Source organism: Mesorhizobium sp. WSM4845 (assembly GCF_055811455.1).
In genome coordinates this window covers 58,284-72,579 of the sequence record NZ_JBVVQA010000006.1, presented here as the reverse complement: position 1 = coordinate 72,579, position 14,296 = coordinate 58,284, and the positions used below count along the sequence as shown (strand labels likewise).

The window sequence follows — 14,296 nt, the reverse complement described above, 5'->3', positions numbered from 1 at the left end:
CGCCTCGCGCGGCCTGTTAAAAAACCCCGCCGGAGCGATCCGGCGGGGTTTTTGTTTGACCGTGGTCAGAGCATCGTAACCCCAAACGTGGCAACCCGATTTTGGGAAATCCGCGCTCAAACAAAGAGATAGATCAGGCCCTGCCGTAGAGCGGCACCAGTGTGCCGCTCATCGCCAGATTGGCCGGCGAAGCGAGGTAGGCGATCGCTTCCGCCGCCGCTTCGAGGCTGACCCATTTGCCGAAATCGGCGGCCGGCATGTCAGCCCGGTTGGCCGGCGTATCGAGGGTCGAGGGCGCGACCGCATTGACCAGGATGCCCTTGCCCTTGAGTTCTTCCGCCATCGCCACCGTCATTGCCGCGACCGCTGCCTTGCTGGCGGCATAGGCGATCATGCCGGAACCGCGCCGCAGGTCGAGCCCGGCACGCGCCGTGATATTGACAATGCGGCCCGACACGGAAGATTCCAGCATCGAGCGGATCGCCGCGCGGCAGCACAGGAAGGTGGTGCGGGCGTTGGTGTCCATCATTTCGGCAAAAGACGCGGGCTCGATCTTCTCGACCGGCGCGGCGGTGAAGCCGCCGGCCAGATGGATGGATGCCCACAAATCCGTAACACTGGCGAAGAACGCATCGACCTTGGCGGGATCGGCGAGATCGACATTGTGCGCCAGCCTAACACGCTCATGGGCCGGGAAGGGAAAATGCGCGGGCGCGGCGGCATGGGCGTTCGGCACATGGCAGATCGCGCCCTGCTCCAGCAGTTTGCCGACAACCGCGCCACCGAGCGCTCCGGTGCCGCCGGTCACCACAACATGCCTGCCGTCCAGTGTATCCGTCATCTACGACCGCTCCTGTCACTCTTATGCCGCACCGCCGCCGAAGGTCGCGCCTTTCGCGCAATCACTCAACCGAAATCTTGATGACGCAGCGCCGCTTGTGGGCGTCAGAACGTCGGCCATCCGACGCGGATCGCATCCCCAGGCAGACGCTGCCACAGCACTCAATCGATGGTGATCTCGATGACATACGGCAGTCCGGTCGCCCGCGCGCGCTTGAGTGCGTCTGCCAGATGACCGATGCCGGCGAGCCGCTCGGCGGCAATGCCGTAGGCCTCAGCCAGCTTGCAGAAATCAGGCGGCGCCGGCGAGACGCCGACCGGCTCGACGCCGACATCGAGCATCGAGGTTTCGATTTCGCGATAGCCGAGATTGTTCCAGACGACGAAGATCACCGGCGCCGCAGCGTCGAGCGCGGCGCCCAGTTCCGGCAGCGTGAACTGGAAACCGCCGTCGCCGGTGAGACAAACGACCGGCGCATCAGGCACGGCAAGGGCTGCGCCGATCGCCGCCGGCGGACCATAGCCCAGCGCGCCGAAGCCAGTGGCGGCGTTGAACCAGCCGCCCGGACGGTCGTGATCGTAATAGAGGTTGGCGGCATAGACCGGCTGGGTCGAATCGCCGACGATGATCGAGCCCGGCAATGCATCGCGGATCATCTCGACGGCGCGGGTTTGCGCCTGGAGGGCCGGGGCCATTTCGGCAAAGGCTGCTTGCCTTGTCGCAGCGGCGCGAGCCTGGCCGTCGCCCGATGCCGGCTGGTCCGTACCAATCTCGACAAACAACGCCACGAGTGCCGCGCCGCAATCGGCATGGATCGAGATCCGGGCGGGCCGGCGGGCAAGCTGGTCGGCGCCGATGTCGATGCGGATCAGATTGGACGGCAGGACAAAGCCGCCGTCGCCATATCCGTCGTAGTCGGTCGGGCCGAATTCGGTGCCGGCGGCAATGACCAGATCGGCCTCGGCCATCAATGCACGCACCGCCTTCAGACTGGGGCTGGCCGGCACGCCGAGCGGATGGCGGTGCAGCAGGCCGCGGGCATTGGCCGTCTGGACAACCGGCGCTCCCAGCCTTTCGGCAAGGCGCTGTAACGGCGCTTCGGCTCTCTTGGCGCCGCCGCCGGCAAGGACCAGCGGGCGGCGGGCAGCCGTGCAAAGTTTTGCCGCCTCTGCTATCGCCGCCGGATTCGGCTCGGGCGGCGCGACATTCGTCAGCAAAGCGGCGATGCCGCCGGCCGGCTTGACCATGATATCGGTCGGGATTTCGATGTGCACCGGGCCCGGACGCGACGACGAAAACAGGGCGAAGGCGTGGGCAAGAACGCCCGGCAGTTCGTCGGCCTCGGTGACACGGTGCGAAAACAGCGCGACCTTTTCCATCATGCCGCGCTGGTCGGGCAGTTCGTGCAGATGGCCAAGGCCCTTGCCCAGTGTCGACGTGGCGTTGACGCCCGAGATCACCAGCATCGGAACCGAATCGGCACGGGCCTGGCCCATGGCGGTGATGGTGTTGGTCAGCCCCGGTCCGGTGATGACGAAGGCGATGCCGGGCCTGCCGCCGGCGCGCGCATAGCCGTCGGCCATGAACCCGGCGCCCTGTTCATGACGCGGGGTGACGTGGCGAATCTTCGAGCGCGCCAAGCCGCGATAGAGTTCGACCGTATGCACACCCGGAATGCCGAAGACCGTATCGACATCATGGGCTTCGAGCAAAGTGATGAGCGCTTCGCCGACTGTCGTCATTGCCTGAGCACCGGACGTGTGAGGCAGGTCGGTCCGCCCTCGCAGGCGATGCACAGCGCGTCCGCCTCGAAGGTTGAAACCCTGCAGCCGGCGGCCGCCATGGCCGCCGCCGTCTTCGGGAAGCCGGCAACGGCGATCACCTCGCGCGGCGCGGTCGGCAGCACATTGAGGCTGAGGCCGTTGGAGGCGAAGAACTCCCCGGCGTCGCCTTCGACCAGGCGAATGCCTCGCGCCCGCAGCATCTGGTAGAAGGCAGCCGGCAAAAGCGGTGCATAGACCAGCGCCAGATCGTCGGCCAGCGGACTGATCACCGACATCAGATGCAGGCAGGCGTCCTCGCCATGCCAGAGCGGCAGGTCGTAGCCATAGACCTGGATACCCCTGGGGGTGAGCAGGTTGGCGAGTTGCTGGATGCCGTCCTGGTTGGTGCGCACGCCGCGGCCGACGGCCAGGGTCAGTGAATCCACCCAGACGCAATCACCGCCCTCGACCTGTCCGGGAGGCTCGATGCGGCCGAGGATAGGTACGCCCATGCGCTTGTAGGCCGCCTCGTGCAGGCCGGGCTCGGCCCGGCGCAGCGCCTTGCCCATGGCAAGGATGATGGCGCCGTGGTCGGTCATCAACGAAGGATCATGCGTGAAGACCGAATCGGCAAGCCCGTCATCGGCGTCGGTCAGCCATTCGATCGCGGCGCCGGATGCCAGAACCAGCGTCGTCAGCGCCTCATGCTGGGCGGCGGCCTTTTGCGGATCGAAGCCCGCACCATAGTGCCATTCCGATGTTTTGGCGCGGGCCATAGCGCTTGCGGCGGACCGCATCAGCACGCGCTGCAGGGGCCCGGCCATGGACTGCGACCCGTATGCTTTACCCACCAAGTGCTCCTGAACCATCCCATCCAGCCAATAGTCACTCAGCGAGCAGTGATCAATGGTCCAAAAAGCATGGTTGACGGAGGCAAGCGGAACGGTACATCTTGAGAATGAGAAGTCTGTCCAGTGATGGTAATGGGTAAAAAATTCCAGCAGCGACGGGTCCGGCCATTTCGTGAGGCACCGCAAAGGTGATAGCGCAAGGCACCGCCCCCGCCCTGAAGTACACGGCGCAGAACGACGCCGCCGAAGCCATCCATGTCGAGAACCTGCATAAACGATTCGGCGAACTGCATGTGCTGAAAGGCGTTTCGCTGTCGGCGCGCGACGGCGAGGTCATCGCCATCATCGGCGGCAGCGGCTCGGGCAAATCGACGCTGCTGCGCTGCATCAATTGCCTGGAGAACCCGACCAGCGGCATCGTTCGCGTCAATGGCGAAGAGATCCGGATGAAGGCCGACAGCCACGGCCACACCGTTCCCGCCGACCGCAAGCAGATCGAGCGCATCCGCTCCAAGCTCGGCATGGTCTTCCAGAATTTCAATCTGTGGAGCCACATGACGCTGATCGAGAACGTCATCGAGGTTCCGGTGCATGTTCTGGGCGTCAAGCGCGATGTGGCCATCGCCGAGGCGGAAAAGCTGCTTGCCCGCGTCGGCCTGGCCGAAAAGCGCGATGTCTATCCGGCCTATCTGTCAGGCGGCCAGCAGCAGCGTGCGGCCATCGCCCGGGCGCTGGCCATCAATCCGCGCGTCATGCTGTTCGACGAGCCGACCTCGGCGCTCGACCCGGAACTGATCGGCGAGGTGCTGAAGGTGATCGGCGACCTGGCACGCGAAGGCCGCACCATGGTGCTGGTCACCCATGAGATGAAGTTCGCTCGCGAGGTCGCGACACATGTCGTCTATCTCTACAACGGACTGGTCGAGGAAGAAGGGCCGCCGGAGCAGATTTTTGGCGCGCCGAAATCCGAAAGGCTGAAGCAATTCATCCGCAACATCGGTTAAGCCGAGGCGGATGAAACCGGGAACAACAACAAACTGGGAGTATTGACATGAAGACGGTTCTGAAGACATTTGCCGCAGCGCTTCTGCTCGGCGTCGCCGCGATGGGCATGGCAAAGGCCGAGCCGGTCAAGATCGGCGTCGCTGCCGAACCCTATCCGCCGTTCACCTCGCCGGATGCTTCCGGCAAATGGGTTGGCTGGGAGATCGAATTCATCGACGCCGTCTGCGCCGAGCAGAAACTCGATTGCGTCATCACCCCCGTCGCCTGGGACGGTATCATCCCGGCGCTGACGACCAAGAAGATCGACGTCATCGCCAGTTCCATGTCGATCACCGACGAGCGCAAGAAGACGATCGACTTCTCCGACAAATATTACAACACCCCGACAGCTATCATCGGACCGAAGGACCAGAAGTTCGGCGCTAGCCCGGAAGATCTCAAGGGCAAGATCATCGGCGTGCAAGTTTCGACCGTGCATGCCGACTACGTCAAGAAGCACTTCACCGAAGCCGCGGAAATCAAGGAATATCAGACCCAGGACGAAGCCAATCAGGATCTTGCCGCCGGCCGTGTCGATGCCGTGCAGGCCGATTCCATCGCGCTCGATGCCTTCCTGAAATCGGATCAGGGCAAGCAATGCTGCGATCTGAAGGGCACGGTCGCGCCGGATCTGGCGATCCTCGGGCCCGGCGTCGGCGCCGGTGTCCGCAAGGAGGACACCGAGTTGAAGGAGAAGATCAACGCCGGCATCAAGGCGATCCGCGCCAACGGCAAATATGACGAGATTTCGAAGAAATACTTCGATTTCGACATCTATGGCGCCGACCCACAGTCGAATTGACGGCGTGCATCCCCGAGCGAACAACCACGCGGCGCAGACAGCGCGCCGTGTGGCTTCGTCGAACTCTACCTATGCAAGCTTTCCGCTGACGGCATCGCCGGTGGTTTTGGCGCCAGCAATTCGGGGGCGACGCTGATCGACGCATTTCTTCCGGCCTCTGTGGCCCGCATCATCGAACTGCTTTCGCCGACGCCACCCGGTTGGGGCGGAACGCTTCTGGTCGGACTGCTCCACTCGGTCGAGATCGCTGCCGGTGCGTTCGGTCTCGGCCTCGTCATCGGCATTTGCGGTGCGTATGGCAAGCTCTATGGCGGGCCTGTGGTGCGCGATCTGCTGGCAGTCTATACGACGATCGTCCGCGCCGTGCCGGAGCTAGTGCTGATCCTGCTGCTCTATTATGCCGGCACCGATTTGATCAACCAGTTGCTGACGGCAATGGGATATCAGCGCATCGATATCAGCGGGCTGATGGCCGGCATTGCCGTGCTCGGCTTCGTCCAGGGCGCATATTCGACCGAGGTGATGCGCGGCGCGATCCTTGCCATCCCGCAGGGACAGATCGAAGCCGCGCGCGCCTATGGCATGTCTCCCGGCCTGCTGCTGCGACGCATCACGCTGCCGGCGATGCTGCCTTTCGCCATACCCGGCCTTGCCAATCTCTGGCTGATCGCCACCAAGGACACCGCCCTGCTGGCGGTCGTCGGCTTCTTCGAACTGACATTGGCCACCCGGCAAGCGGCGGGCGTGACCAAGGCCTATCTTACCTTCTTCCTCGCCGCGGGCGTGATCTATCTTCTGTTGACGCTGGTCTCCAATCTGATCATCGGCCGCATCGAGGTCTGGGCTCGGCGCGGCATGCCCTCGCTCAAGGAGGCGCGTTGATGGCTGTCGAAACGACCATCGTCAACGTAGCCGCCCGCGCGTCGCTGTGGTTGCAGCCGCACCGTATCGTGCTGATTGCGACTGGACTGGCGCTGGTTTTCGCGGCCGCTTTTTTCATGCGCTGGGACTGGCTGCCGCAATATTACGAAATGGCGCTTGTCGGCCTCTGGCGTACGCTCTGGATCCTCGCCGTCACCTGCACACTGGGCTTCCTGCTCGCCGTTCCGCTCGGATTGGCGCAGGCTGCCGGCCCGTTCTGGCTCGCGGCGCCTGCAAAGGCCTTCTGCACCGTCATCAGGGGAACGCCACTGCTGCTGCAGCTCTGGCTGCTCTACTATGGGCTCGGCTCGCTGTTTCCACAGTACCCATGGGTACGCGAGTCCTGGATGTGGCCGTATCTCAGGCAAGCATGGCCCTATGGCGTCCTGGCGCTGACCTTGTCCTTCGCCGGTTACGAGGGGGAAGTCATGCGGGGTGCCTTCGCCGGCGTGCCGAAAGGACAGTTGGAAGCGGCGCGCGCCTTCGGCATGAGCCGCTGGATGATCCTGCGGCGGATCTGGCTGCCACAAGCCTTCTACCGGGCGCTGCCGACGCTGACCGGCGAAACCGTGCTGCAACTGAAATCGACGCCGCTGGTGGCGACCATCAGCGTGATCGACATATTCGCCGTCTCGTCAAAGGTGCGGCAGAGCACGTTCCTCACCTATGAACCCTTGCTGCTCCTGGCGTTGATCTATATGGCGATCACCGGCATCCTGATCTTCGCCCTCGGCAAGATCGAGGCGCGGATCCCGAACAAAATTGGTTAGTGAGGAGCGAATAGGAGTAGCGAATAGCGAATACTTCGCTGATTTCCTCTAATCCCTATTCGCTACTCGCTAGAGCTTCAGGGCAGCTAAAGATGCAACTCAGTCTCGACCAGGCGACAGGGCTGTGCCGGATGGCGGCGCTCGGCGCCGGCGCCAATGAGGAAGCGGCGCAGTCGCTTGCAGCCTCCGTCGTGGCGGCCGAGGCAGAAGGTCTGTCGACGGTCGGACTGTCGCATTTCATCGACTATCTCGAAGCGCTGGAGGCCGGCCGCATCGATGGCAAGGCCGAGCCGGTCATCACCAGGCCGGCTTTGGCGATCTATCTCTCCGACGCGCGCGGCGGTCTGGCGCATACCGGCTTCGACCGCACCATCGACGATCTCGCCAAGGCGGCGCGCCTGTTCGGCGTTGCCATCTTTTCGCAGAAGAACGCCTATACATGCGGCGCGCTCGGCTATTTCACCGGGCGGCTGGCCGCGCAGGGACTGGTGTCCTTCGCCGCGACCAACGGACCGGCCGTGCTTGCCGGCTCGGGCTCGGTCAAGCCGGTCTACTGCACCAACCCGATGTCCTTCGCCGCGCCCGCCGCCGACGGAGCGCCGCTGGTCATCGACCAGTCATCGAGCGCCACTGCCTTCGTCAACATCCGCAAGGCAGCCGAGGACGGCAAGAAAATTCCAGAAGGCTGGGCACTGGATGCGAGCGGCAACCCGACCACCGATCCGGCCGCCGCCATGAAAGGCGCAATGCTTGCCTTCGGCGGCCAACGCGGCGCCAACATCGCGCTGATGGTCGAAGTGCTGGCGGCGGGCCTGTCGGGCGCCAACTGGTCGCTCGATGCGCCATGGTTCAGTGGCGGACCGGACAGTCCTGGAACCGGCCTCTTCGTGCTGGCCGTCGAGCCCAAGCTGCTCGATCCGAATTTCGAGAAGCGCATGAAAGATCAACTCGACCGGTTGCGCCGCCGCTACGGCGTGCATGTCCCCGGCCGTGCCCGGGCCGAAGCGGCGGAGAAGGCAGCGGCACGGGGTATAACGGCTCCGAAAGCCGTGGTGCAGCGCATCTCCGAATTCGCCGCCCGGTATTCTTCCTGAAGACGGTCACATCTTTCGGATCGTCGACAGCGGGCGTACTTGCCGTTACGCCCAGGCTGCCTCGTCGAACCACGTTTCGGAAACAGCCGGAAACCCTCGCGTCGGCTGGGTTTTTCCGGGCTCTCCGCATCTGACCCGTAACATGCATTTCCCGGTCAACTTTTGTTCATTTGACTTTGACTGGGGTGGCGGCTGTTTGCGTGGATCAGCAGAAGAGGAACCCCAATGGCCGCAAGCACCCACAATCCCAGCACCAATCTTGTCGTTCCGGCCCTTGGCAGCCTCTATGCGGCGCTGAACACTACCTCTGAAACCATCCTGCGCGCCGTGGCCGGCATCTTCCTCACCATCCATGGCTCTGGCAAGATCATCGACCCGCTCGGCGCCGCCGAGATGGTCGAAGGCCTCGGCTTCTATCCTGGCGCGTTCTGGTCGGTGCTGCTGGCCTGCACCGAGTTCTTCGGCGGCATCTTCATCGCCATCGGTCTCTTGACCCGCCCGGCCGCCTTCGCCGGAATGTTCGTGCTCCTGGTCACCGTCTGGTTCCACTGGGTCACCCTGGGCGAGGGCTTTTCGGGTGCCGAAAAATCGCTGCTGTGGGCGGCGATACTGTTCTTCTTCGTCATCCGCGGCGGCAACCGCCAATCGGTCGACGCGCGCATCGGCAGGGCGTTCTGAACCAGCCGACACCGCGGCAAACGGCGACAAAGGATCGCCCTTTGCCTTCGGCGCGAAACGGATTATGAACGGCTTCAGCCAAGCCCAGTAGATCTGGAAAGCGCGCCGGAGCCAGCCATGACCGAAATCCTGCAGACCCCAAAGCTCGTCGTCGTGTTCGGCGGCTCCGGCTTTGTCGGCCGCCATGTGGTGCGGGCGCTGGCCCGGCGTGGCTATCGCATCAGGGTCGCCTGCCGCCGGCCCGATCTCGCCGGCCATCTGCAGCCGCTCGGCAATGTCGGCCAGATCCAGCCGGTGCAGGCCAATATTCGCGTGCGCTGGTCGGTCGACCGCGCCGTGCAGGGCGCCGACCATGTCGTCAATTTGGTAGCCATCCTGCATGAGAGCGGCCGGCAGAAGTTCACGCCCGTCCACGAGTTCGGCGCACGCGCGGTCGCCGAAGCGGCGCGCGCCGTCGGCGCCGGGCTCACCCATATCTCGGCGCTGGGCACCGATCTGAACGCGCAATCCGAGTATGCGCGCACCAAGGCGCTCGGTGAAAAAGCGGTCCTGGAAACGATCGAGGATGCGGTCATCTTGCGGCCCTCGATCGTTTTCGGCCCGGAGGACAGTTTCTTCAACCGCTTCGCCAGCATGGCGCGCTATTCGCCGGTCCTGCCACTGATCGGCGGCGGGCGGACCAAATTCCAGCCGGTCTATGTCGGCGATGTCGCCGAAGCGGTGGCGCGCTCGGTCGACGGCAAAGTCCAGGGTGGCCGGATCTACGAGCTTGGCGGACCTCAGGTGCTCACCTTCAAGCAATGCATGCAGGAAATGCTCGCCATGATCGACCGCAAGCGGCTCCTGGTGTCGGTGCCGTGGTGGGTGGCGAACATGCAGGCTTCGATCCTCGGGCTTTTGCCCAATCCGCTGCTGACCAAGGATCAGGTCCTGCAGTTGCGCGGGGACAACATCGTCTCGGAAGCGGCCATCAGGGAAAACCGGACGCTCGCCGGTCTCGATATCCAGCCACAGTCGATCGGCAGCATCCTGCCGAGCTATCTCTGGCGCTACCGGCCCGCCGGCCAGTTCCAGCGCAAGACGGCGGAATAGCCAATCAGGCGGCTCGCTAAAGCGCGTCGCGTTTGACCGGCCTCATGCGACGCGCTTTAGGTTGTTGTCTCATGCATGTCGTTATCGCAAAACCGCTGCACACCCTCGGTTCAAGCCCGAGGGCATGCTTTTGCGCGACATGCATTAAAGCCGCCGCGTGACCTGCATCGGCAAGCCGCCCTGTGGTTGCGTCGTCAGTTTCTGCACCGGCCACGGTTTGGTCTCGGCGGTGGTATCGAAGCGGAAGCGCGACAGCATGATCGCCAGAGCGATGATCGCCTCCTGCATGGCAAAGCTGGCGCCGATGCAGACGCGAGGACCGGCGCCGAACGGCAAATACTGAAAACGGTCGATCTTCTCGCGATTTCCCGGATGGAAACGTTCGGGCATGAAGGCGTCGGGCCTGTCCCACAGCTTGCGATGGCGGTGGACGACCCAGGGCATGACCAGCACCGCGGCACGCCTCGGTATGTAGAGGCCGTTCCAGGTTTCGGGCTCGATCGGCTCGCGGTTGATCGACGGCGCCGGCGGATAGAGCCTGAGCGCCTCGTCGAAGGCGGCGCGGGTGAACGGCATGGCGTCGAGCCACTTTGTCGGGTCGGGCTCGCGCGCCAGCACGGCGTCGATCTCGCGCTCGACCTTTTCGCGCTCCCAAGGCGCTTCGGCCAGGCAATAGAGCGTCCAGCCGAGCGCACGCGCCGTGGTCTCGTGACCGGCGCCGATGAAGGTGATGATGTTGTCCTCGACCTCGGCGCGCGTCAGCCCGTCCGGTCCCTCCGCCTTGAGCAAAAGCGTGAGGAAATCCTGCGGCACCTTGTCCGGATCGTGCTTGACCCGCTCTTCGCGCATCTTGACGGTGTCGGTGACGATCTTGCGGAAGTAGGCCATGGTTTTGCGGCCGCGGATGCGGGTCAGGCGCGGCAGCCAGTCTGGCGCCCGCAACAGGTCGAGCGGGTCGACGCGGCCCATGGTTTCGAACAGCCGGTCGATCTCCTTGGCGAAGCTGCCCGGCTCACCCGATATCTCACCGGAAAACAGTGTCTCGGCCAGGATGTCAAAGGTAAGCAGCGTCATGTCGTGGGCGATGTCCGACGTGCCGCCGCCCTCGTAGCGGGTGACGAACTCCCGCGTACGCCTCAGCATCGGCTCGGCAAAACCGAAGATGTGGCGCGGCGTAAACACCGGCGCCATCGCCTTGCGTGAACGCCGCCAGACCTCACCCTCGGCGGTCAGCAGGCCGTCGCGCAGGATCGGCCGCAGGATCATCTGGCGCACCGTCGCCATCTTGTAGTTTTTGGCATTGTCGACCAGCACGTGGCGAATGAGGCCGGGATCGTTGGCGATGACCAGCGGCCCGCCGATGCCGGTCACCGAAACCCAAGGCTGGTTGTAGGTCGGCTCGCCCCACAGTTCGAGCGGATTGCGATAGACGATGCGGATCATCTCCAGCGTCGAAGGCGGCGACGTGCGCGGCTTCGGCGCCGGTGGGACAAAGGGGGCGGGCTGACTGTCCATGGCGTGCTCCGCTGGTGAACTCAATGTAGTGGCTGGCAAGCCAAGCGTCCATGTTGCTGAACGGCAAGGGCGAAGAGCCCGCTCTCCGGAAATGTCACCGGGGCACAGGAGAGTAGATGATCGTCGGGAACAGGTCGGCCCGCTCTTGTGCGGCCGCTCTGTTCCCAAAACCGGTTCCACTTTTTGGGTCCGATGCCGTGGCCCGCCAGGCGTGCTCTTCTTCCATTCGGAAATGCTTGCAAACCTTGGAAAAACCGCCTTTTGCACCTATATCTGGGCCATCAAGGACGCGCGATTCGGAGCCGATTTTTTGCGCTGGATGTGCGGCATCAATCAGACAGGTTTTCATGAGCGATCAGATCGACAACGCCAGCGGCGCTGAGGCCGAGTACGGCGCCGATTCCATCAAGGTTTTGAAGGGCTTGGACGCCGTCCGCAAGCGGCCCGGCATGTATATCGGTGATACCGACGACGGCTCGGGCCTGCATCACATGGTCTATGAGGTCGTCGACAACGCTATCGACGAGGCGCTGGCCGGCCATGCCGACCTCGTCACGGTGACGCTCAATCCCGACGGTTCGGTGACGGTCATCGACAATGGCCGCGGCATTCCGACCGATATCCACACCGGCGAAGGCATTTCGGCGGCTGAAGTGATCATGACGCAGCTGCATGCCGGCGGCAAGTTCGACCAGAACTCCTACAAGGTGTCCGGTGGCCTCCACGGCGTCGGCGTCTCGGTCGTCAACGCGCTGTCGGCCTGGCTGAAGCTGAAAATCCGCCGCAACGGCCAGATCTACGAGATGAGCTTCTCGCATGGCAATGCCGACGGACCGCTGAGGGTCACCGGCAGCTATGAGCAGCGCAAGGTTGCCGGCACCTATGAGGGGCGCAGCGGCAGCGAGATCACCTTCTTTCCGTCGACCGAGACCTTCACCATGGTCGAGTTCGACTTCGGCACGCTGGAGCACCGGCTGCGCGAACTCGCCTTCCTGAATTCCGGCGTGCGTATCATTTTGACTGATGCCCGCCATGCCGACGTCGTGCGCCATGAGCTGCACTATGATGGCGGGCTCGAGGAGTTCGTCAGATATCTCGACCGCGTCAAGAAGCCGCTGATCGACAAGCCGATTGCGATCAAGGCCGAGCGCGACGGTATCACCGTCGAAGTCGCCATGTGGTGGAACGACAGCTACCACGAGAACGTGCTGGCCTTCACCAACAACATTCCGCAGCGCGACGGCGGCACGCATCTTGCCGGTTTCCGCGGCGCGCTGACGCGCCAGATTACCGGCTATGGCGAATCCACGGGCCTCACCAAAAAGGAGAAGGTGGCGCTGATCGGCGACGATTGCCGCGAAGGACTGACGGCCGTGCTGTCGGTCAAGGTTCCCGACCCGAAATTCTCCTCGCAGACCAAGGACAAGCTGGTCTCGTCCGAAGTCCGTCCGGTGGTGGAAGGGCTCGTCAACGAGGCGCTCGGCACCTGGCTCGAAGAGCACCCGACCGAGGGCAAGGTGGTCATCGAGAAGGTCATCCAGGCGGCAGCGGCGCGCGAAGCCGCGCGCAAGGCGCGCGACATCACCCGCAAGAGCTCGCTCGGCGTCACTTCGCTGCCCGGCAAACTGGCCGACTGCCAGGAACGCGACCCGGCGAAGTCCGAAATCTTCATCGTCGAGGGCGACAGCGCCGGCGGCTCGGCCAAGGGCGGCCGTTCGCGCCAGAACCAGGCCATTCTTCCGCTGCGCGGCAAGATCCTCAACGTCGAGCGGGCCCGGTTCGACCGTATGCTCGGCTCCGACATGATCGGCACGCTGATCACCGCGCTCGGCACCTCGATCGGCAAGGACGAGTTCAACGCCGACAAATTGCGCTACCACAAGATCATCCTGATGACCGACGCCGACGTCGACGGCGCCCACATCCGCACCTTGCTGCTGACCTTCTTCTTCCGGCAGATGCCGGAGCTGATCGAGCGCGGGCATCTCTACATCGCCCAGCCGCCGCTCTACAAAGTGACGCGCGGCAAGAGCTCGCAATACATCAAGGACGAAAGCGCCTTCGAGGAATTCCTGATCGGCTCAGGGCTGGAAGAGGCGTCGCTTGCGCTCAGCACCGGCGAGGTGCGGGCCGGGCAGGACCTGCGCAGCGCCATCGACGATGCGCTGGCGGTGCGCCAGCTCATCAACGGGCTGCACACCCGCTATAACAGAGGCGTGGTCGAGCAGGCGGCGATCGCCGGCGCGCTCAATCCGGATGTCTTCGTCGATCTCGGCCGGGCCAACGCGATGGCCGAGCGTGTCGCCCGGCGCCTCGACATCATCGCCGAGGACACCGAACGCGGCTGGACCGGCCGCATGTCGACCTCAAACGAAGGGGTCGGCGGTTATGTGTTTGAGCGCACGGTGCGCAGCGTCAAGGAGTTCGCGCATCTCGATCTCGCGCTGATCAATTCGGCCGACGCCCGCCAACTCGACCGCTATGCGCCGCGCCTCGCAGAAGTCTACGGCGAGCCGCCGGTGCTGCGCCGCAAGGATGTATCGGAAACTATCTCGGGACCGCTGGCGCTGCTCAATGCCGTGTTTGCCACCGGCCGCAAGGGCCTGACCATGCAGCGCTACAAGGGCCTTGGCGAAATGAACGCCGAGCAACTCTGGGAGACCACGCTCGACCCGAATGTGCGCTCGCTGCTGCAGGTCAAGGTCAATGACGCAACGGACGCCGACTCCCTGTTTTCGCGGCTGATGGGCGACGAAGTCGAGCCCAGGCGCGAGTTCATCCAGGAAAACGCGCTGTCGGTCGCCAACCTGGACATTTAAAGCCCAAGCAGCTGCTCAGCTTCGGACACTTGAGGCATTGGTAGGCCCAGGCCCACCAACGATCCCTGCTGCGTCGCAACAAAAGGATCATGAGGGCCGGTCGGAA

The 14,296-nt window shown here is 63.9% G+C and carries 13 protein-coding genes; 8 read left to right on the top strand and 5 right to left on the bottom strand.

What is annotated here, in order from left to right; genetic code table 11:
- Positions 1 to 133: 133 nt before the first annotated feature.
- The 3 genes from AC0L2C_RS09400 to AC0L2C_RS09390 form a co-directional block, all read right to left on the bottom strand.
- Positions 134 to 841 carry an SDR family NAD(P)-dependent oxidoreductase gene (locus AC0L2C_RS09400; protein ID WP_091592748.1) on the bottom strand — a complete coding sequence of 236 codons (708 nt, stop codon included), beginning with the start codon at positions 839 to 841 and terminating at the stop codon, positions 134 to 136.
- 161 nt (positions 842 to 1,002) lie between these two features.
- On the bottom strand, positions 1,003 to 2,583 hold the full coding sequence (locus AC0L2C_RS09395) for a 5-guanidino-2-oxopentanoate decarboxylase (protein ID WP_473523244.1): 1,581 nt from the start codon (positions 2,581 to 2,583) through the stop codon (positions 1,003 to 1,005).
- Positions 2,580 to 3,428 carry a dimethylarginine dimethylaminohydrolase family protein gene (locus AC0L2C_RS09390; RefSeq protein WP_128244757.1) on the bottom strand — a complete coding sequence of 283 codons (849 nt, stop codon included), beginning with the start codon at positions 3,426 to 3,428 and terminating at the stop codon, positions 2,580 to 2,582. The genes AC0L2C_RS09395 and AC0L2C_RS09390 overlap by 4 nt, the downstream gene beginning before the upstream one ends.
- Before the next feature lie 218 nt (positions 3,429 to 3,646).
- Here AC0L2C_RS09390 and AC0L2C_RS09385 point away from each other — a divergent pair, with 218 nt between their 5' ends.
- The 7 genes from AC0L2C_RS09385 to AC0L2C_RS09355 all read left to right on the top strand — a co-directional run bounded on the left by AC0L2C_RS09385 (position 3,647) and on the right by AC0L2C_RS09355 (position 9,856).
- Positions 3,647 to 4,459, top strand: coding sequence for an ABC transporter ATP-binding protein (locus AC0L2C_RS09385; protein ID WP_036261459.1), 813 nt, complete (start codon positions 3,647 to 3,649; stop codon positions 4,457 to 4,459).
- A 47-nt stretch (positions 4,460 to 4,506) separates the two neighbouring features.
- Positions 4,507 to 5,301, top strand: a complete 795-nt coding sequence (locus AC0L2C_RS09380) for a transporter substrate-binding domain-containing protein (protein ID WP_128244505.1) — start codon at positions 4,507 to 4,509, stop codon at positions 5,299 to 5,301.
- A 159-nt stretch (positions 5,302 to 5,460) separates the two neighbouring features.
- On the top strand, positions 5,461 to 6,183 hold the full coding sequence (locus AC0L2C_RS09375; protein WP_473476369.1) for an ABC transporter permease: 723 nt from the start codon (positions 5,461 to 5,463) through the stop codon (positions 6,181 to 6,183).
- Positions 6,183 to 6,992, top strand: a complete 810-nt coding sequence (locus AC0L2C_RS09370; protein WP_473523243.1) for an ABC transporter permease — start codon at positions 6,183 to 6,185, stop codon at positions 6,990 to 6,992. Before AC0L2C_RS09375 ends, AC0L2C_RS09370 begins: the two co-directional genes overlap by 1 nt.
- A gap of 92 nt (positions 6,993 to 7,084) precedes the next feature.
- Positions 7,085 to 8,086 (top strand): Ldh family oxidoreductase, encoded by a 1,002-nt coding sequence (locus AC0L2C_RS09365; RefSeq protein ID WP_473523242.1) that lies wholly within the window; start codon positions 7,085 to 7,087, stop codon positions 8,084 to 8,086.
- Positions 8,087 to 8,311: 225 nt separating this feature from the next.
- On the top strand, positions 8,312 to 8,764 hold the full coding sequence (locus AC0L2C_RS09360; RefSeq protein WP_023796785.1) for a DoxX family protein: 453 nt from the start codon (positions 8,312 to 8,314) through the stop codon (positions 8,762 to 8,764).
- Between the two features lie 117 nt (positions 8,765 to 8,881).
- Entirely contained in the window at positions 8,882 to 9,856 is a 975-nt protein-coding gene (locus AC0L2C_RS09355) for a complex I NDUFA9 subunit family protein (protein WP_473523241.1), read from the top strand.
- Positions 9,857 to 10,000: 144 nt separating this feature from the next.
- Here AC0L2C_RS09355 and AC0L2C_RS09350 read toward each other — a convergent pair whose 3' ends face one another.
- Positions 10,001 to 11,371: a cytochrome P450 gene (locus AC0L2C_RS09350; protein ID WP_473523240.1), complete on the bottom strand. Its 1,371-nt coding sequence runs from the start codon at positions 11,369 to 11,371 to the stop codon at positions 10,001 to 10,003.
- Between the two features lie 94 nt (positions 11,372 to 11,465).
- Positions 11,466 to 11,720, bottom strand: coding sequence for a hypothetical protein (locus AC0L2C_RS09345; RefSeq protein WP_128172917.1), 255 nt, complete (start codon positions 11,718 to 11,720; stop codon positions 11,466 to 11,468).
- Here AC0L2C_RS09345 and gyrB point away from each other — a divergent pair.
- Positions 11,719 to 14,190, top strand: coding sequence for a DNA topoisomerase (ATP-hydrolyzing) subunit B (gyrB, locus tag AC0L2C_RS09340; RefSeq protein WP_128172916.1), 2,472 nt, complete (start codon positions 11,719 to 11,721; stop codon positions 14,188 to 14,190). The genes AC0L2C_RS09345 and gyrB overlap by 2 nt on opposite strands.
- The last annotated feature ends 106 nt before the right edge of the window (positions 14,191 to 14,296 follow it).

Coding starts and splice junctions, on each gene's coding strand:
- AC0L2C_RS09400 (WP_091592748.1), bottom strand. CDS start 841: ATGACGGATACACTGGACGGCAGGCATGTTGTGGTGACCGGCGGCACC.
- AC0L2C_RS09395 (WP_473523244.1), bottom strand. CDS start 2,583: ATGACGACAGTCGGCGAAGCGCTCATCACTTTGCTCGAAGCCCATGAT.
- AC0L2C_RS09390 (WP_128244757.1), bottom strand. CDS start 3,428: ATGGCCGGGCCCCTGCAGCGCGTGCTGATGCGGTCCGCCGCAAGCGCT.
- AC0L2C_RS09380 (WP_128244505.1), top strand. CDS start 4,507: ATGAAGACGGTTCTGAAGACATTTGCCGCAGCGCTTCTGCTCGGCGTC.
- AC0L2C_RS09370 (WP_473523243.1), top strand. CDS start 6,183: ATGGCTGTCGAAACGACCATCGTCAACGTAGCCGCCCGCGCGTCGCTG.
- AC0L2C_RS09365 (WP_473523242.1), top strand. CDS start 7,085: ATGCAACTCAGTCTCGACCAGGCGACAGGGCTGTGCCGGATGGCGGCG.
- AC0L2C_RS09360 (WP_023796785.1), top strand. CDS start 8,312: ATGGCCGCAAGCACCCACAATCCCAGCACCAATCTTGTCGTTCCGGCC.
- AC0L2C_RS09355 (WP_473523241.1), top strand. CDS start 8,882: ATGACCGAAATCCTGCAGACCCCAAAGCTCGTCGTCGTGTTCGGCGGC.
- AC0L2C_RS09350 (WP_473523240.1), bottom strand. CDS start 11,371: ATGGACAGTCAGCCCGCCCCCTTTGTCCCACCGGCGCCGAAGCCGCGC.
- gyrB (WP_128172916.1), top strand. CDS start 11,719: ATGAGCGATCAGATCGACAACGCCAGCGGCGCTGAGGCCGAGTACGGC.
- AC0L2C_RS09345 (WP_128172917.1), bottom strand. CDS start 11,720: ATGAAAACCTGTCTGATTGATGCCGCACATCCAGCGCAAAAAATCGGC.